The organism is Streptomyces sp. NPDC031121 (assembly GCF_055570615.1).
In genome coordinates, this window is record NZ_JBVIGV010000009.1 from 110,227 (window position 1) to 128,150 (window position 17,924).

At 73.7% G+C, this 17,924-nt stretch carries 14 protein-coding genes and 4 pseudogenes; 4 read left to right on the forward strand and 14 right to left on the reverse strand.

The genetic code is table 11. The annotated features are described in order from the left end of the window. Window positions 1-980 precede the first annotated feature (980 nt). The gene (locus ACZ462_RS18300; protein ID WP_467809121.1) at window positions 981-1,679 is read right to left on the reverse strand and encodes a hemerythrin domain-containing protein; all 699 of its coding nucleotides are present in this window, start codon (window positions 1,677-1,679) and stop codon (window positions 981-983) included. A 139-nt stretch (window positions 1,680-1,818) separates the two neighbouring features. On the opposite strand from ACZ462_RS18300, the gene ACZ462_RS18305 reads away from it, so the two are divergent. Next, window positions 1,819-2,664 carry an IclR family transcriptional regulator gene (locus tag ACZ462_RS18305; protein ID WP_467809120.1) on the forward strand — a complete coding sequence of 282 codons (846 nt, stop codon included), beginning with the start codon at window positions 1,819-1,821 and terminating at the stop codon, window positions 2,662-2,664. A 131-nt stretch (window positions 2,665-2,795) separates the two neighbouring features. Continuing rightward, on the forward strand, window positions 2,796-3,125 hold the full coding sequence (locus ACZ462_RS18310; protein WP_467809119.1) for a putative quinol monooxygenase: 330 nt from the start codon (window positions 2,796-2,798) through the stop codon (window positions 3,123-3,125). 26 nt (window positions 3,126-3,151) lie between these two features. Here ACZ462_RS18310 and ACZ462_RS18315 read toward each other — a convergent pair. The 10 genes and pseudogenes from ACZ462_RS18315 to ACZ462_RS18360 form a co-directional block, all read right to left on the reverse strand. Then, window positions 3,152-3,421, reverse strand: a pseudogene (locus ACZ462_RS18315) (AMP-binding enzyme); the annotation flags it as partial. A gap of 40 nt (window positions 3,422-3,461) precedes the next feature. Continuing rightward, a complete protein-coding gene (gene tgmC / locus ACZ462_RS18320) occupies window positions 3,462-4,634 on the reverse strand; it encodes an ATP-grasp peptide maturase system methyltransferase (RefSeq protein ID WP_467809118.1) in 1,173 nt (390 codons plus the stop codon). Then, window positions 4,631-5,590, reverse strand: a pseudogene (gene tgmB, locus ACZ462_RS18325) (ATP-grasp ribosomal peptide maturase). The gene tgmC and the pseudogene tgmB overlap by 4 nt, the downstream one beginning before the upstream one ends. Window positions 5,591-5,595: 5 nt before the next feature. Continuing rightward, entirely contained in the window at window positions 5,596-5,724 is a 129-nt protein-coding gene (locus tag ACZ462_RS18330; RefSeq protein WP_467809124.1) for a putative ATP-grasp-modified RiPP, read from the reverse strand. Between the two features lie 49 nt (window positions 5,725-5,773). Then, window positions 5,774-5,857 (reverse strand): annotated as a pseudogene (locus ACZ462_RS18335) (putative ATP-grasp-modified RiPP); the annotation flags it as partial. A 278-nt stretch (window positions 5,858-6,135) separates the two neighbouring features. After that, window positions 6,136-6,342, reverse strand: coding sequence for a hypothetical protein (locus ACZ462_RS18340; protein WP_467809117.1), 207 nt, complete (start codon window positions 6,340-6,342; stop codon window positions 6,136-6,138). A gap of 165 nt (window positions 6,343-6,507) precedes the next feature. Beyond that, window positions 6,508-7,743 carry a helix-turn-helix domain-containing protein gene (locus ACZ462_RS18345; RefSeq protein WP_467809116.1) on the reverse strand — a complete coding sequence of 412 codons (1,236 nt, stop codon included), beginning with the start codon at window positions 7,741-7,743 and terminating at the stop codon, window positions 6,508-6,510. A gap of 291 nt (window positions 7,744-8,034) precedes the next feature. Then, a pseudogene (locus ACZ462_RS18350) lies at window positions 8,035-8,746 on the reverse strand (AMP-binding protein); the annotation flags it as partial. A gap of 50 nt (window positions 8,747-8,796) precedes the next feature. Continuing rightward, window positions 8,797-9,489 (reverse strand): RraA family protein, encoded by a 693-nt coding sequence (locus ACZ462_RS18355; protein ID WP_467809115.1) that lies wholly within the window; start codon window positions 9,487-9,489, stop codon window positions 8,797-8,799. A 131-nt stretch (window positions 9,490-9,620) separates the two neighbouring features. Further along, on the reverse strand, window positions 9,621-9,869 hold the full coding sequence (locus ACZ462_RS18360) for a hypothetical protein (protein WP_114056300.1): 249 nt from the start codon (window positions 9,867-9,869) through the stop codon (window positions 9,621-9,623). Between the two features lie 269 nt (window positions 9,870-10,138). Here ACZ462_RS18360 and ACZ462_RS18365 point away from each other — a divergent pair, with 269 nt between their 5' ends. Beyond that, window positions 10,139-10,639 (forward strand): hypothetical protein, encoded by a 501-nt coding sequence (locus ACZ462_RS18365; protein WP_467809114.1) that lies wholly within the window; start codon window positions 10,139-10,141, stop codon window positions 10,637-10,639. A gap of 68 nt (window positions 10,640-10,707) precedes the next feature. Here the strand turns inward: ACZ462_RS18365 and ACZ462_RS18370 are convergent, their stop codons facing one another. Next, entirely contained in the window at window positions 10,708-12,378 is a 1,671-nt protein-coding gene (locus tag ACZ462_RS18370) for a phospholipase D-like domain-containing protein (RefSeq protein WP_467809113.1), read from the reverse strand. Between the two features lie 374 nt (window positions 12,379-12,752). Here ACZ462_RS18370 and ACZ462_RS18375 point away from each other — a divergent pair, with 374 nt between their 5' ends. Then, the gene (locus tag ACZ462_RS18375) at window positions 12,753-13,385 is read left to right on the forward strand and encodes an RDD family protein (protein WP_467809112.1); all 633 of its coding nucleotides are present in this window, start codon (window positions 12,753-12,755) and stop codon (window positions 13,383-13,385) included. 98 nt (window positions 13,386-13,483) lie between these two features. Here the strand turns inward: ACZ462_RS18375 and ACZ462_RS18380 are convergent, their stop codons facing one another. Together ACZ462_RS18380 and ACZ462_RS18385 are read right to left on the reverse strand one after the other, a co-directional pair. Further along, the gene (locus ACZ462_RS18380) at window positions 13,484-16,207 is read right to left on the reverse strand and encodes a DUF6493 family protein (protein ID WP_467809111.1); all 2,724 of its coding nucleotides are present in this window, start codon (window positions 16,205-16,207) and stop codon (window positions 13,484-13,486) included. Further along, window positions 16,204-17,634: an SWIM zinc finger family protein gene (locus tag ACZ462_RS18385; RefSeq protein WP_467809110.1), complete on the reverse strand. Its 1,431-nt coding sequence runs from the start codon at window positions 17,632-17,634 to the stop codon at window positions 16,204-16,206. The genes ACZ462_RS18380 and ACZ462_RS18385 overlap by 4 nt, the downstream gene beginning before the upstream one ends. Between the last annotated feature and the right edge of the window lie 290 nt (window positions 17,635-17,924).

Sequence of the window (17,924 nt, forward strand, 5' to 3'; positions counted from 1 at the left end):
TGACCGTACGAAACGACGCCCAGAGCATCATCCGCAAACAGGACCGCCCCAGATCGCTACACGGTCCCGCCTGTTCGGCGCCCGTCCGCCGCCCTGGGCAGCGGAGCGCCCCAGATCGCTCCACGGTCCGGTCGGATCGGCGCCCGTCCGCCGCCCTGGGCAGCGGAGCGCCCCAGATCGCTCCACGGTCCGGTCAGATCGGCGGCTGACGGCCGCCGAAGGCTGCGAAGCGCCCCAGCCCACTGCGCGTCCCTGTCTTCTCGGCGACCGCCGGTCGCCGTGGGTCGCGAAGCGGCCCAGCCCGCTCCACTCTCCTCGCGTCCGACGGTCAGCCGCCGACAGACAGCGCCCACGTAGCGATCCGACGCGTCTCCCCGCCCCGGACGGCCGCCAGACGCCGAAAAGACGGAGGCGTGTAGCGATCTGGGGCGGTCCTGTCTGCGGATGATGCTCTGGGCGTCGTTTCCTGCGGTCAAGCCAGCCGGGCCCCGGCCGACGGGTCGGCTGATGCCGGTAAGGCCGAAGGGGGCCTCTGGGGCGGGAGGGCAAGCTCTCTGATGGCCCCTGATGCCTCATGGTCCCTCCAGGCCATTCCCCTGGGGGCTTCCCGGCAGCTTGTTGGCATTCCGGGGCGGGACGGCCTGTCAAGGGTGGCCCGCAAGGGCCATCGCGCAGCGACGCGCCCACCGGGCGCGCCCTTTACAGGACGACCCGCCCCGGAAGGACAATCGGCTGCCGGGACACCCCCAGCACCACCCGACCCCGACCCCCCGGCTCCCGCCCACCCACATCCCGCCGACGCCCTACGCCCCCCAGTCACCGACTCCCGCCACCACATCCCGCCGACGCCCTCCGACCCCCAGTCCCCGGCTCCCGCCCACCCCCATCCCCCCGTCGCCCCCCGACCCCCGAGTCACCGGCTCCCGCCCTTACCCCTCCCCCGCCGCCTCCGCCCCGAGTCACCAGCTCCCGCCCTTCCCCTACCCCCCGAACACCGCCCCCGCCTCCCCCCGGTACCCCCGCAGCAGCGGCTCCACCGCCGCCCGCGCTGCGGGGCCGTCCGGCAGCAGGCGGTGGAGTTCCTCCGGGGTCGCGTGGTTCAGCAGCCAGGCGCGGACCCAGTCCGGGTCCGCGGCCCTGCCGGCCGTGCGGATGGCCGCTTCGGCGGCCGCGAAGGCCGGCCCCGGGATCTGGGCCGTGATGACGGGGAGGAGGTGTTCCTCCTCCGCCTTGATGTGGTCGGCCAGCAGGTCGCGCTGGCGGGCGAGCAGCGCCGCGAGTTCGGGCGCGCCGTGGGCCGGGTCCGCGGCGAAGCCGTCGGCGGCCGCGTCGCACGCCGTCTGCAGGGCCTCCAGTGCGCGGTGGTCGTCGACGAAGCGGACGATGTCGGCGATGGCTCCCGCGGGGTCGGCCGCGGCGTCCAGGACCAGCGGCCACAGGATGTCGTCCTGGCCGCGGTGGTGGGCGCGCACGGCGCCGTGGTAGCGGCGCAGGTACGCGGCGATGGCGGCGGCCCGCTCGGGCGACACCGGCCGTGCCCCGGCGGCGAGGTCCGCGAGCAGCCCGGCGAGCCGGTCCGCGTCGGCGAGGATCGCCCGGTGGGCGAGCCGGAGGCCGGTCAGGTCGGGGACCGCCCGCAGGCTGCGCGGGGGTGCCGTGGTGACACGTTCGCTGTTCATGCGTACGACTGTGCGCGCCCGGGCTGTCCGTCCGGTCAACGTTCGATGAACGCCCGCGCCGACCCGTAGGCTCGACGGCCCGTACGTACGCGCGCAGGGCGGTCCTGCGCCGTTCCGCCGTCCACCCTGGGAATGCACGATGCCGTCTTCCGGTCCCGGTCCGCAGTCCGTCGACCGTGCCCTGGCCATCCTCGACGCCGTGGCGGACGCGGCCGGGCCGGTCACCGCCAAGGTGCTGGCGCGGCGGCTGGGCTGCTCGCTGTCGACGGCATACCACCTGCTGGCGCCGCTCACCGCCCGCGGCTACCTGGTGCGCACCGCCCGCGGGTACGCCCTGGGCCCCCGGATTCCGGGCCTGCACCGGAGTCTGCGGCGGGATCTGGAGCCGGCTCCGGGGATGGCCGGGCTGCTGGCGGGGCTGCGGCGGGCGACGGGTGCGGAGGCGTACTACACGGCGTACCGCGGCGGGCTGATCACGGTGGTGGACACGACGGCGCCGGTCACGGACACCGGCAATCCGTTCACGCCCGGCCGGGAGACCCGCGCCCATGCCACCGCCCACGGCAAGGCGCTGCTGGCGGAGCTGCCGCGGCCGGTGCTGCGGCGGTATCTGGCCGAGCACGGGATGGCCCGGCTGACCGGGGCGACGATCACGCGTGCCGATGTCCTGGAGGCCGAGTTGGGGCGGGTGCGGGGGCAGGGGTTCGCGGTGTCGGAGGGTGAGGCGGATCCGGCGTTCACCTGCCTGGCGGTGGCCCTGCCGCGCGGGGTGGGGGCGGAGGCCGCGGACGGGGGCGCGGTGCACGCGCTGTCGGTGTCGCTGCCGAGTGCGGAGTACCGCCGCCGGCCCGCGGAGCTGCGCGCCGCGCTCGTCCGCACGGCGGCACGTGCCGCGGCCGCCGCGGGGCCCGGGCCCGGGCTCGGTGGCGGTGGCGGTGGCGGTGGCAGGGGCGGTGGCGGTGGCGGGGGCGGTGGGACGGCCTGACCGCCGTGCCCTTCGGCGCCCGGCGCCCGGCGCCCCGTCAGGGCGTCCGGCCGGGCCTCGTTTTCCGACGATGCCGGAATCCCGGCCCGCCGCGCGTGCGGCGGGCGCGGCCGCCTGCCAGGCTGGGCCGCATGATCTTCATCGCCGTCAGGTTCGACGTCCGCCCCGAGTTCAGCGACCAGTGGCTCACGCTCGTCGACGACTTCACCCAGGCCACCCGCAGCGAGCCGGGCAACCTCTTCTACGACTGGTCGCGCAGCGTCGACGACCCGAACAGGTACACGCTGCTGGAGGCCTTCGCCGACGCCGAGGCGGGCGCCGCGCACGTGGCCTCCGACCACTTCAAGGCCGGCATGGAGGCGATGGCCGGGGCCATCGCGAGCACCCCGGAGATCATCAACGTCGAGGTGCCCGGCCAGGGCTGGAGCGCCATGGCCGAGCTTTCGCCGCGCGAGGCCTGAGCGGCCGGCGACCAGATGGAGGTGCCGAGGAGGCGGGCCGCCGCCTCGCGCATCTCCACCTTGCGGACCTTCCCCGTCACCGTCATGGGGAACTCGTCCACGACGTGGACGTACCGCGGCACCTTGAAGTGCGCCAGCCGTCCGCCGCAGTACGCGCGGACGGCTGCCGCAGTGAGCGGCTCGGCGCCGTCCCGCATCCGCACCCAGGCCATGAGCTCCTCGCCGTACTTGGCGTCGGGCACCCCGATGACCTGGACGTCGAGCACGTCGGGGTGGGTGTGCAGGAACTCCTCGACCGTCACGGCTGGGGGGGCCTTTCGTTCGTTCTACCGACTTCTACCGGGGGGCGGCCAGTCGGTGCTCCCAGCGCAGCGCCGCGCAGTCGCCGATCCGGTACGAGTGACACCGGTCGGTGATGCGGAGCCGAACGCCGGTGACGTCCGGGCTACCTGCGCCCTGCCATGCCAGGAGGGCCTCTTCGATGTCATCCCACAGGGTGACGGGGCCGCCCTGGCGGACCCGCCAGCCGGTTCCGTCGGGGACGAACTCGGCGAACGACTCGCGCTCAGGGTCGAAGAGGTAGCGGAGCTGCGCCCCGTCGCTCGTCGTGGCCCGGACGAGCTGCGCGCCGGGCGCCGCGACCTGAGCCAGGAAGGCGGGCATCCACTCCTCCAGCATGAGCGGTGACAGCTTCGCCTGCCGCTCGCTGTCGGCGTAGGCGGTGCGCGCCGAGAGGTCGCCGGCCACCGGCGCCGCGGCCTGCGAGCGTGCCTGCATGAACGACGCGCGCCCGACGATCGAGCCCTCGGCCGTTCCGTCGTCGTTGACGGTCACCTTCGCCAGGCCGGCTCCGTTCGCCCATGAGCCGACCGTCGCGAGGATGATCCCTCCGGGCTGGGTCTGCCGGATCCAGGCGTAGGGGATGCGGCGGACTGCGCACGTGGCGATGACGCGGTCGTAGCGGGCCCGTCGGGGGTGCCCGAGGAGGCCGTCCCCGGTTGCCGTCCAGGTGGAGAAGCCTGCACCCTCCATGGCGGCGTCGGCGCGTGCCGCCACCTCGGGGTCCACTTCGACGGTGGTGACGTTGTCCTCTCCGAGGCGGTGACACATCAGGGCCGCGGAGTAGCCGGTACCGGTGCCGATCTCCAGGACCTGGTGCCCGTCCTCGACGTCCAGGCTTTCGATCATGCTGAGCACGAGGGCCGGGGTGGTCGAGGACGAGGTGGGGAGGCCGGCCACGGGCCCGCTCACCTGGTCCGCTGTGAGGCGGCCGTCGAGCTGCGTGGTCAGGGTGTCGTAGGTGTAGGCGATCCGGGCCCACTCCGCAGGGTCAGTCCCGACGGCAGACACGGGCCGCCATCGCCCGCCTTCCGGCAGGAAGACCCCGGGGTGCAGGAACAGCTCGCGCGGCACGGCCTCCACGGCCGCCCGCCATGCGGGCGTCACGACGGCGCCCTCTCGCACCAGTCGCTCAGCAAGGGCTTGCCGATGGGCAGTTGTATCGGTCACGTGGTCTCTCCTGCCAGCAGGGCCGCGAACGTGGCGGACATCGGTAATGCGGTGTGCGGCTCCAGCCAGCCCCACTGACCGTTCGGGTTCAGCTCCAGCCACCACAGGTCACCCCGTCGATCCACGGCGAGGTCGAAGCTGCCCGAGACCAGCCTGTGATGGTCCAGGCAGGCGAGGAGCGCCCCTTCGACTTCCGCCGGAAGGTCTGCCACGTCGTAGGACAGGGCCGCGTAGTCCTTGCGCCAGTCCAGCAGGTCGGAGGTGATCCGTACGGCGAAGACCTGTCGGCCGACAACCAGGACGCGAAGGTCGGCCGCCTTGTCCACGACGGCCTGGAAGAGGTGGGGTGCGGCGCGCAGACTGTCGTCGATCTCCTCAGGCGTGACCAGGTCGGCCCACCCCGTGACGGGGACGCCGTCGCGCTGGTACGGCGTCCAGCGCAACGTCTTGTAGATCACCCGTTCGTGCGTCGCGACGAACTCGCGCGCTTCGTCGGGGTCGTTGGTGATCAGCGTCGGAGGTACCTGGAGGCCAAGGCGTTGGGGCCAGGGCGAGCTGTGCGGGCTTGTAGTCGGCTGCCGCGGCCCGGAGGGGGTGGTTGGGACCCAGAGGGGCCCCTCCATGGCGTACAGAGCCCCTCCGAGCCCGTAGCGAACCTGCGCTGCGGCGAACTGGGCGTCGTCGGGAGCCAGCTCGGGGAACGTCGGCCAGACGGGGCGCCGCCAGTACACCGCGCGGACGTCAGCGAGATCGGCGGTCCTGGACGGCGTGCGCACGTGCCCGGCCACAGGGACCGGGCACGTGCCGAACCGAGCCGAGACCGTCAGGTCTGCCCCGAAGTCAGCAGGGTTGAATCTGACCACCGGCACGTCGAGCCGGTTGAGTTCCGTGATCACCATGTCGGCGGTGATGTCGTCCGCCTCCGTGACCACGAGCACCGGCCTCTTCTCGGTCACGATCGTCAGTCCTGGTTGCTGTCCTGGTCGCTGCCCTGGTCGTTGCCGTGCTGACCGTCGGCGCTGGTGGAAGTGGAGGTCTCGGTGCCCGCGTTGGTGCCGTGCTTGCCCATCTCGACGATGTGGCCGGCCACGGTCCAGGAAGATGGCGAGCTGCGTCTCGGGGTCAACGGAGACGGAGACGTGCGGGCGGGGGATGGTGGTCGGGTACGGCGCCAGTCGGCTGACGCCCCACGGACGGACGGTGGTCAGACTTGCTGCGGTCATCAATGCTCTTTCGGGTCTGAGGGGCCGCCTCCGGGTGAGGCGACCCCGCGGGCTTGCCTGAGGGCGGATTCATCGGTACGAGGTGAGGGGGAAGCGCGAGCCGCCAGCGCAGTCCGGACATGGGACCCTGAACAGCCTCATGCAGGTAGCGCAGCCTTCGAAGCCGTAACAGTCGGGACACCAGATCCGGGCGTGGCCGGCGCACGTTCCGCAGATGTCTCCCCAGTACAGGAAGGCGTCGAGCTCGCTGACCGGCTTCCGGGGGTCAGTGCGAGCCACTACGGAATCTCGCCGCGACTCCGTGCGTTGGCGGCCGCGACTTTGCGCCTGAGGCTCTCTTTCGATTCCTCGCTGGCCTCGTCGTGCGCGACCATGACGGCGTCCTGGTCGAGGCCGAACATGTCTTCCGCCTTGGAGACCAACAGCCTCCCGTCCCGGCCGTACATCCGCATGGCCAGAGCCAGGAGTTCTCTCTCTTCCGACATGGTCGCCAACCCCTCGTATCGTCCGCCTGGCGGCATCCCGAGCCGGTCTCGGCTGGAGGGTTGCTCGCCATGACGACGAAGCTACGAGCAGTGACGATGGTGATCCACACACGGACCGTGGTACTTCACTGACTGATCGCCAGGAAGCAACACGGTCAGTGGTAGTTACCCCGTAAGGTCCAGGTGAGAGGCCATGTCGCGCATCTCTTGAGTCAGCGTCCGCTTACGGCTCTCCAGGATGTCCGTCATGATGTAGCGCGCCATCGCCTGATGCCGGAGCCACTCGGGCGACGACCGCTTGATCGTGCACAGCTCCTCCATGGCGTCCTGGTGGGATCCGAGCCTCGCATGGGCTCGCGCGACGTCGAGACGGTGCCTGTCCCAGTTGTTTGCGCTCGGCCGGCCGAGCTTTGCCAGCGCCTTTGCCCCCACGGGCCCCTCATCCGCCCTGCTGATCACGCCGCGGAAGTCTCCGATCAGCGAGAGGTCTTCGATCGCCTTCGCTTCCGCCGTGACGGGCCCGAAAGTCGTCCAGTGCTGCCGGAAGTTCACATGCTCGCGGTCAAGGGCGCCGGCGGCTGTCTTGGTCATGCGTCGAGCCTGCTTCGCGACGTCTCCGCGGTTGTTGCGGATCGCGGCGGAGGCGACTCGCTGAAGCAACTCACCCCAGAGTGCGAGCTCGCCCGGCTGGGCCGAGGACATCCTCGGTTCGATCTCGTCCGCCGTGACGGCAGCCAGGTGCTCGGCTTCGTCGAAGCGGTCCTGCCTCAAGAGGAGCCAGGCCATCCCAACGACGCCGGTCGCGGCGATGTGCTTCTCGTCGGACTCGCGGGCGTCCCGGATGCCCTGCGAGAGTGCGTGGTAGGCCATGTCGTACCGTCTCACCTGCGTCAGGTACTTGCCGGCCAGTAGGGAGGCACTCGCACGCACGACGACGGCATCCCGGCGAGTGTTGTCGTCTTCGGCCAGATTCACCGCGGCCTCAGCGTCTCTCAGAATGCCCGGGAGGTTCTTGGCCACGCTGTCGTACTTGTCAGCGTGATACAGGGCGTGAGAGTCGTCGATCTTCCGCTGGATCGCGGCGAGCTCAGGCGCGGTCGTCACTTCGACAAGCGCTTCACGTAATCCGACTGGCGGCATCAAAGCCCGGCGAAGTTCCGACAGCCGCGGGCCATCGCCCGCGCTCAGCTGTAGGGGTTCAGGCGCCTCGGTGGCGAACAGCTCCGAAGTGGTGGTTCCGAGGGCGCGAGCGAGTAAATGAATCGTCTCGACCGATACGTTGCCGCCCTGCTCCACCTTGCGAACCACACCCAGGGACAAGCCTGCCGCCTCGGCAAGCTGCTCCTGGCTCATGCCTGCCCGGCGTCGGTGCTTGCGGACGTTCTCTTGGAGCGACGACATCACATCACCTCCAGCCCAGAGTATTCGCGCTGTGCGAGTCGATCCTCCAGGTGCTCAGCCATGGTTCGAGAGTACAGTCGACCGTCGGGGATCGAGATCGGCTGCGGGGGGACTCATGGACGTCTGGTGGTGCGCGTTCTGCGGAGGCGAAAGCAGCGACGCGCTCGTACACTGCCCGCTTTGCGGGCGGCGTCGCCCCGAAGTGAACTTTCTGACCGAGGAAGCGGACGAAATACCTGATCAGAGCCGCTGAGGCACCCTCCAGGAGGTCACCCTCACGCTGTACCGATCAAAACAGTGGTAGAAGGGGACGGGAATGCAGACCCGGTCCTGTTCGGTGTAGTGGCACAGCTCGCCGGTGAAGAAGCCGTTGTTGAGGGTGTTGTGGTGTGACAGCGTCGCGCCCTTGGGGAAGCCCGTCGTGCCCGAGGTGTACTGGATGCTGATCGGGTCGTCGGGGCTCAACTCGGCTGCTGCGCGGGCCAGTTCGGCGGGGTCGGCGGTACGGCCGCGGGCGAGCAGGGCGTCGCAGTCGGGGCCGTCGAGGAGGACGGTGAACTCCAGCGCGGGGCAGTTCGGCCGGACTTCGGCGATCATCGCCGCGTAGTCGGAGGTCTTTGAGGCGCTCGGCGGCGACGAGCAGCCGCATCCCGGACTGCCGGACCACGTACTCCAACTCATGGGCGCGGTAGGCCCGGTTGACGGTGACGAGGATCGCGCCGATCTTGGCGGTGGCGTACTGGATCAGCGTCCACTCGGCGCGGTTGGGGGACCAGATGCCGACGCGGTCGCCCTTGGCGATGCCGAGGCCGAGGAGGCCGAGGGCCAGGGCGTCGGCGTCGGCCGCGAGGCGTGCGTACGTCCAGCGCCGCCCGGTGGCCGTCTCGACGAGGGCGTCGCGGTCGGGGAAGCGGCGTACGGTCCGGTCCAGCTTCTCCCCGATGGTGTCGCCCAGCAGGGGCACTTCGCAGGCACCGGACGCATAGCTCGACGCAGCGGACACACGTTCCTCCTCGATCGGTGGCGGTGCATCCCAGCGCTGCGGCCGTGAGGTCACTCCTCGATGGCACCGCCGAGGCTTCGGAGGTGGCGGCGGAAGGTGTACGAGGGGTCGGCCTCGCGGAGGACCAGGTAGTCCTCGAAGGCGGTCTGGCTGCGCAGGCTGCGGCCCGCCCGGATGAGGCGGGCCTGCTCGCGTTCGGTGTGCATGATGCGCCGGGCGGTGTCCAGGAGCTCCTCGACGCGGGGCGCCTCGGCGAAGAGGACGCCGTCGGCGTCGCCGAAGACGACGTCCCGGTCGGTCACCAGGTGCGGCCCGAAGCGGGCGCCTGCGGCGGCGTCCGGGTCGGGGTCGTCGAGCCGGACCGGGCCGGCGGGGTGGGTGCCGTAGCTGAAGACGGGCAGGCCGATCTCGGCCAGCTCGGGGGTGTCGCGGTGCAGCCCCCACACGGCGATGCCGGCGACACCCGCATGCCCGGCCTCCAGGACGGCGAGGTCGCCGATGCAGGCCTCGTCGTCGCGGCCGCCGTTGTCGATGACCAGGACGTCGCCGGGGCGGGCCCTGCCGTACGCCTCCAGGAACGCGTCGACGCTGCCGTAGTGGCGGACCGGCAGGGCGGGGCCGGCGATGCGGTGGCCGGGCACGACGGCGGTGACGCCGGGCGGTGCGACGCGCAGGGGCGCGCCGGTGCGAACGCACGCGTCGGCGAGGAGGGGGGTGGACAGGTCGGCGAAGTCCTTCAGCATGGGCCCCGTTGCCTTTCGGAGTGCGGACCGCCGCGGGCGGTCGCGGTCGGCGGATCGCGGCCGCGGCGGGAGGGCCCCGGGCGGCCGGCCGTTCCCCATGGTGCCGGGCCGCGGGGCCGGAGGGGCGCTGCTCAGGGGATGTCGGTGTCCGAGGGTTCCGCCTCGTAGGCGTGCGGGTCGTCGACCATCCATTCGACGAGCGGCGAGTCGCCGAGGACCATCTCGTCGGGGTCGGGCACGCCGGCCCGGCGCAGGAACTCGATGACGTCGGCGTCGCTGCGGGCGAGGCCGAGGACGGTGTCCCGGCCCTCGGCGCGCAGGGAGACGCGGCGGCCGCCGGCGGGTGCGATCCGGTGCACGAGGATCGGGGCGTGGTGCATGGGGCCAGCCTCCGCCGGGACAGGCCGGACCGCATCCGGAGGGCGGGCGGCCGGGGTGGGCGGTGAGGGGCGGGATTCGGACAAAAGAAGGGCCACGCGTGACGTGCACCTGACATTTCAAGGTCTTCGTGGGACCTTCCCCTCGCACGTCGCACGGCTCTCTCCCCCGGCCGGCGGACACCGCCTCCGCCCGTCCGGGCGCACGCCCGCGCGGCCCTCCCGCGGCCGCGCGTCACACCCCACGAGGACGTGGCGAAGAGGAGCGACAGATGAAGATGGCGACTTGGCCCGGCCTGACCGTCCTGGCCGCCGGACTGCTCGTCGGCACCGCGGTACCCGCCGCCGCCCTCGGCCCCTCGGCCGAGCAGCGGCTCGACGGGTCCATCGCGGTGGCCGGCAACACCTGTACGTGGACCGGCGCGCGCACCAGTGCCAACCCCCCGAGCACCCTCGCCGTCGACCGCACCAGCATCAACGCCCCCGGCGGCAACCTGAGCTGCGCCGGCGGGATCACGGCGACCCTCAACAACGACCCGCAGTTCACCTTCGACGACGCCGCCGGCACGGCCCGGACGGACGTCATCGACATCACCGGCAAGCAGAGCTTCATCTCCTGCCGCTACAAGGCCGCCGGCATCACCTGGAACAGGGAGGGCGACACCCGGAAGTACGTCAACCAGGCGTTTACGGCGACGAAGGTCTCGGGCAGCTTCCTGTGCCCGGGCTCGGTGACCACGGCCGCCGGCGGCGCCTCCATGCTCTTCCGCTGAGCGGCGGGACCGCCCGCCCCGCCCCGGTCCCGCGGGCTCGGGCGGGCGGCCCCGGCGCACCTGCCGGGTCAGGCCTGGCAGACGCCGCGCTCGTGGTCGAAGGTGGCGGCGTCACGGGAGAACCGCCACTGCGGGGCGAGCAGCCCGTCGTTCAGCTGCCCGGCCGCCGCGGGGCTCTCCACGATGTAGCCGAAGTCCTGGAGCCACGCCGGGTAGAGGTTCTTCGAGCCGATGTAGAACGCCGATCCGTCCACCGCCACCAGCTTGTGGTGCTGGGCGTACGGGCGGCCGTCTGCCCACTTCGGGCTCTTCGAGCTGCGGAACGGGGCCAGCTGGAGGGTGGAGCACATCGCGGCCCTGGCCTTGGCCTGGTCGCCCGTCAGCAGTGTCAGCCGGGCGCGCAGGACGTCGCTGATCTCGGAGAGCGACCTGATCTGGGAGTAGCCGCCGCTGCCCACGGCACCCCGGTTCTCCGGGTCGCTGACCACGATGCGGACCTTGACGCCGGCGGCCATCTTCGCGGCGAGCGCATCGTAGACGCGGATGTCGTAGCGCGGCAGGGGCGGGCAGGTCGCGTTCATGTCCTGCTGGGAGATCTCGATGTGCCGCTCGGCGCTGGAGATGAGCGTGCGCAGGGCGCTCTCCTCCGGGTTGACGGTGTCGTAGTCGCGGTCGGCATTGGTGTTGTCGTGGACGCCGACGACGCACTTGGTGTCGGGGGCGGTGGGCAGGGTCGGCCGGAAGGCGGACGCGGGGTCGTTGCGCTTGATGCCGACGCCAAGGCCTCCGACGGCGATCGCCGGGACACCGCCGGCGCCGGCCTGGCCGCCGCCGGCGCCCGCACCGGGCGCGGCGGCGGGGTTCTCGCCGGCCAGGGCGGGCATGCAGGCGGCGCCGTTCGAGGAGGCGAACCAGACGCTCGCGAAGTTGCTCTTGTTCCGGCACGTCCAGGACCACAGCTCGTCGAGGTAGCGGCCCGCCGTGCCGGCCGCCGGTCCGCGCAGCGCCAGGGAGACGTCCGCGACGGGGTGCGCGGTCTCCAGGTAGTCGTCCTTCCAGCTGTTGATGCCGCCGGTGATGACGGAGCCGCCGTCGACCACGAGGAGCTTGGAGTGGTTCCAGGAGAACGCCGTCTTCGACGTCGTCATCGAGGCGACGTTCAGGTCGATCCGGGAGGCGGCGTCGGGGCCGAGCTTGGCGACGAGCTCGTCGCGGTACTTCGACGGCACCACGTTCGCGTGGTAGACGGGCGCGGCGCCGACCAGGATGCGCACCTTGAGCTTGTTCCCGCGCGCCGCGGCGGTCTTGAGGCCGGCGACGATCGCGTCCTGGAAGCCGCCGTTCGGGAACGGGGCGAGGGTCGATATGTCCACCGTCCGCGTGGCCTGGGCGATGTTCTCCGTCGTCTTCGCGAGGAGCCGCTCGGCGCCGGGGCGGGAGGCGCAGCTGTCGTCGCCCCAGCAGCCGGGCGTCTGGAGCAGCCAGTCGCCGCCGCCCGCGGCGGAGGCGTCGAGGACGTTGCCGGAGGTCCGCTCCCACACCGTGCCCTCGAGGCCGGGCGAGACCTGGCGGAGCATCTGCTCGACGGAGTCGAGGTGCGGGGCCGCGCCGGGGGCCGGGGCGGGGCCGCTGCCCGGGGCGGCAGTCGCGGGGCCGGCGGCACTCAGGGCCAGCAGGACCGCCCCGACCGCGGCGCGGGTGGCGAAGGCCGAAGGGCGGAAAAGGGTATTGCGGTGCAATGTGACTTCCTTGCAGGAGGGATCGCCGTCGCCGCAGAGGGGGCCCGGCAAGATCAACTCGCGGAAGTTACCACTCGGTCAGATGGCCGGGGAATCCGATGAGTCCGTTTCGGCCACCCCGTCCACTCGGTGCCCCACCTGCCCGATCCGCCCGCCCGATCGCCGCCCCGCCGCCCCGGAGGGCTCGTCCGAGAGGGCCCGAACGCCCGCTCCGCAGCCCCTCCGGAGCGATTCGGATTGGACAACCGCACGCGTGAACGACCACGATGATGCGCGCAACATCGCGGCAGCTCAGGGGAGCAAACCGGTCATATGGTGTCGTTCCTCCGCTCGGTCCGCATCGTCCCCAATTCCGACACCGGAGAGATTTCGCCATGAGCTTCGGCGACCCGAACAATCCGTACGGCCAGCCCCCGCAGGGCCAGCCCGGCCACCCGCAGCAGGCCCCGCAGGGCGTGCCGCCGCAGTACGGCTACCCGCAGCAGCCCGCGCCGGGCGCGGCCCCGCAGTACGGCTACCCGCAGCAGCCGGCCGGCGCTCCGTACGGCGGCTACCCGGCCCCCGGCATGCCCGGCGCCGGCATGCCCGAACTCGCCCACTGGGGCCTCCGCTTCGGCGGCTACCTGCTCGACCTGCTGATCATCGTCGGCCCGATGTACGCCCTCGGCTTCATCGACCTGGCCACCGCCTCGAACTCGGCCACCGCCGAGCCCGGCATCTTCTTCGCCATCGGCGCGCTCTACGCGTTCGGCATGGGCATCTTCCAGCTGTACAAGGAAGGCGCCACCGGCCAGTCGATCGGCAAGAAGATCGTCGGCATCAGCCTGCGCCGCGAGGCCGACGGCAACACCCTCGGCTTCGGCATGGCGTTCGTCCGCAAGCTGGCCCACATCCTCGATGGCCTGCCCTGCTACATCGGCTGGCTGTGGCCGCTGTGGGACGACAAGAAGCAGACGTTCGCCGACAAGGTGTGCAGCACCGTCGTCGTCCGCGTCCCCAAGGTCTGACCGCTCCTCGGACCTCCCCCGCCCGGCAGCGCTCCCCCGCGCTGCCGGGCGTACGCGTTCCCGGGCCCGCCCCGGCGGAACCGCCCGGCCGCCCCGCCTCAGGCCGCGGCCTCCGCGCCCGGCACCGGCCGCGCCGCACCTCCCGCCCGCGCGGCCGCTTCGGCGAGCGCCGCCCGCAACCGCCGCGCCTGCACGGCCAGCTGGGAAGAGCCCGCCCGCTCCGCCGCCGCCGCCAGCCCCTCGGGCACCGGCCCGGCGGCCCCGCACCGCTCGGCGCAGTCCGCGGCCGCGGCCAGCACCTCCCCCGCACCCCGCGCCCCGGAGCCGCCGGCCAGCAGCGCCGGCAGGGCCCGTGCGAGCAGCGTCCAGGTGAGGGCGTACGCGCCGGTGGCGGCGGCCGTGCGGGCCGCGTCGGCGAGCCGGTTGGGCTTGACCGTGCCGAGGGCGAGCAGTTCGGCGACGTCCCGCCCGAGCAGCGCGGCGTCCAGCTCCCCGCGCGCGGCGAGGACCAGCAGGGCGTCCACCGCGGCCAGCCGGTCCTCGGCGTGCCGGGCGCCGAGGCCGGTGGCGACGGCCAGGTGCAGGACGGGGCCGGCCGGGCCGCCCAGTTCGGCCAGCCGGGAGAGCAGCTCCCCGGCCCCGCGCTCGCCGCCCGTCGCGCAGGCGGTCAGCGCGGGCAGCAGCCAGACGGCCTGCGTTTCGCGGTCCTCGGGCATGACGGGGTGCTGGGCGAGCTCGTACCCGTTCCAGTGGTAGCAGCGACGGCCGGTGTCGGCGTACGGGCGGCCGAGCCGCCGGAACTCCGCGGGGAAGGACTCGCTCTGCAGTTCGGGGCGCTCGGACAGTTCGACGACGATGCGCGGCATCCGCTCGCGGGTCCTGTCCCACCCGAGGCCGCTCACCGCGGGGGCGGCTTCCCGCACCCGGCGCACCGTCCGCGGCGGCTCCCCGGCGGAGGCGAGCCAGGCGGCGAGGCGCCCGCCCTCGGCGGTGCCCAGCGCGGTGGCCGCCGCGGCGGCCTCCGGGTCGCGCCGGACGCGCAGCAGGGCCTGGGCGAAGTCGGCCGGGGCGGGTTCGGCGCCGAGGCGCCGGTACTCCGCGAGGCGCGCGACGAGTTCGAGGGGCTCCAGCGTGCCCGTGTCCCAGGAGGGGATGGCCAGCAGGAACGGCAGCGGGTCGGTCAGGATGCGGGCCGCAGCCTCCCTGGTGCGGGCCGTGGTGACCGCGCCGAGCGCGGCGTGGAGGCAGTCGTGCGGGTAGCCCACGCCCCGGCGGCTCCCCGCGATCCGCAGGTCGACCGCCCGGACGCAGCCGAGCACCGCCGCGGCGACGAGTTCCACGCCGTCGAACCACTCGGGGTCCGTCCAGCCCTCGGTCTGGAGCCAGCGGCGGTCGGCGAGGGCCGGGTGCAGGGCCGCGGCGAGGGCGGCGCGGTCGCGGTGGGCGTGGCGGACGAGCGCGTCGAGGGCGGTCTCGAACTCCGCGGGGGCCGGCTGCCGGGCGTGGGCGAGGGCCGCGACCAGTTCCACCGTCGCGGCGAGCGACAGGTCGGCGGCCGGCGCCGGCCGGCGGCGCTCCGGCGCCGGCGGCAGCAGGTCCTCGCAGGGCCCTGCCTCGGCGCCTGCGGCGACGGCGCCGAGGAGGTCGGCCGCGGCGCGCCGGTGCACCGGACCCAGGAGTTCGGCGTGGGCGGCGAGTTCGGCGCGCAGGTCGTCGTCCCCGGGCCGCAGGTGTGCGGCGGCGAGCCGCAGGGCGCGCTCCTGGAGCGCGGTGTCCGCGTGGCCGAACGCCGCCGCGGCCGCGGGCAGCAGGACGGCCCGGTCGCCGGGGCGGCGCCGCAGGGCCTTGCCGAGGAGGACGAGCTGGGCGCGTACGAGCTTCTTCTCGGGTCGGAAGAGGACGGCGGCGGACATCTCGGCCAGCTGTTCGGCGGTCAGCCGGCCCGCCTCGGCCAGGCCGGCGAGGATCCCCTGGGCGTGCCCGGCGAGCGGCGAGGGCGCCTCGCCGGCGATGGCGATCCAGTCGCCGGCGCGTGCCTGCTGCTCGTCCTGCGTGAGGTCGAGGGTGCGGAGCAGCTCCAGGAAGAAGGACAGGTGGGCGGGGCGGCCGCCGCGCAGCAGGCGGGCGGTGCAGCCGTCGGCGAGGGCGCTCCGGTCGAGGACGCCCTCAGCGGCGAGCCCGGCCAGTTCGGCGGGCCAGCCGCAGCCGTCGGTGGAGCGGACGTGCCAGGAGAGCGGTTCGGCGGGCTCGGCCGTCTCGAACAGCAGGGGGACGAACGCCCGCAGGTGCGGCTCCTCCCGGAGCACCTCGCGCAGCGGCCGGCCGCGGCCGGCGGAGCGTCCGGGGCCGCCGGTGCTCATCTCGCGGACCCAGCCGTGGACGAAGGCGTCGCCGGTGGGCAGGGTGCAGCCGGCCCGGCGGACGAGTTCGCGGATGAGCGGGTAGTCCTCCTCGGCGGTGGCGGCGCGGGCGGCGAGGCGGTGCGCGACATCGCCGAGCCAGGCCGGGTCGCGGTCGGCGAGGACGCGGAGGAGGAGTGCGCTGCGCCGTGCGGGGTTGTCCGTACGGAGGTCCCGGGCGGCGATCCAGGAGGCGGCGGCCGCGGCTCCGGTGTGGCAGGCGGCCCCGGCGAGCAGCAGGCCGCGGCGTATGCGCTCCCGCTCCTGCCAGCGGGACCAGTCCCAGCCGCGGACCTCGCGGCGCAGGGCGGTCAGTTCGGGCACCAGGGCGCGGCGCTCGGCCCGGGTGAGGGCCTGGAGCAGGGCGGGGAGGGTGTCGCCGGCGCTCCGGCGTACGGCTTCGAGGACGGCGGCGCTGCTCATCGGGTTCCTCCGGGAGTGCGGGTGGCGGTGGTGCGGGCTGCGGCGGCGGTGGCCTCGGCGCGCCGGGCCATGCGTACGGCGAGGGCGTGCTTGCAGGGGCCGCGGCGGCCGCGGTGGTCGGCCCACCACTGGCAGGTGCAGCTCAGCACCCCGCCGGCGGACTCGCGGACCTGGTAGCGGCGCTCGCCGGAGGCGACGGTCGCGGTGGCGTCGGCGCGCAGGGCCACGCTGCCGTCGGCGAGGAGGGCGCGGGCGGCGCCGAGCCGGGGGTTGTGGCGTTCGGTGCGGGCGGCGTCGTAGGGGAGTTCGCGGTGGAAGTAGGCGGCTTCGGCGGCGTCGTAGCCGACGCGGCCGGCGGTGCCGAGGCGGACGAGGGCGGCGCGGACCCGCTGAACCGTCAGCCCGGACTGCTCGGCGAGGTCGGCGGTGTCGATCCGCGGCTCCCAGGCGAGGAGGACGGAGACGAGGTCGGCGTCGGCGGCAGCGTCGTCGGTGGCGAGCGCTTCGAGGACGCCGCCCTCACCGGAGAAGCCGCGGTAAGGCTCCGGGGAGAGGGTGAGGGTGAGCCGCATGCCGGGGGCGGCGACCTCCCAGGCGGAGGCGGTGGGCGCGCCGCCGTGTGCCGCGGGGCCGTAGACGCGCAGACCGGTGGCGTGCCGCAGGACCCGCTGGAGCGCGGCGAGCCGCTCGGGCCCGGGGAGGCAGACGGCGCCGGGCACGGGCCGGGTGGTGGGGCGCAGGGAGGCCCCGGCGGGGACGACCCACAGCGGCGCCGCCCGCCCTGTGGCGCCGCTGCCGCCGGGCGCGGTGCGCGGGAGGGTGCGCAGGAAGCGTACGGCTTCGGCGGCGGAGAGCTCGGCGCGCAGGTCGAACCCGGCGGAGACCACCTGGAATTCGGCGAAGCCGCGCAGCCAGCGGTCGGGCAGCGGCACCTTCTTCTCGACGAGGGGCCCCTCCAGGGTGGTGACGGCGAGTTCCTCGGGACCGACGCGCAGGTGCATCGGGTCGTCGCCGGCGAGCCGCGACAGCGCCTCCCGGAGCGGGTTGTTGACGTCGACGTTGGTGGTGCCGTGGCCGGTGTCGGCGCCGTCCAGTCCTTCGGGGAGCACGTCGAGCCGGGCGTAGACGCCGCAGCACCCGGAGAACGACTCGAACCGGAGCCGGTCCCCGTTGGCGGTGACGACCGGGTCGAGGGACGCGCGCAGCGTGCGCTGGTGGTAGCGCGCCGCGGCGACGTCGGCGACGGCGAGCAGCCCCCGGGCCGCGGCCTGCGGGGAGCGCAGGAACCCGGCGAAGAACCGGGGGTGCTCCTCGGGGCCCGCGGGTGTGAGGCCGCCGGCGGTCTCCAGGCCCAGGAGGTGCCCCTGCGGGTCGGAGGCCAGGGACGACGGGCGTGCGTAGGCGAGTGCCTGCATGGATCGGCTCATGGGCGTCAACGTAGGTGCGCGCACTGACAGCCCGACGGGCCGTCACCTGCCGGAGCGGACAGGTGCCGTGCCCGGCCGCGGGGCGGCGGAGTCCCGGCGGGCGGTCGTCGCGATCGCACACGAGGGTGCAGCCCGGGCACCCGCGCAGCGGTCGACGGCAGGCCGCGGGGTGCGGGCCCTGTGGTGCGCCCCCTCGGCGGGTGGCGGCGCCTGCCGGGGCACCGCCACGCGCCGCGGGCTCCTGCGACCGCAGTTCCGGATCCCTGGTTCACGGTGGGCAACCAGCGCCG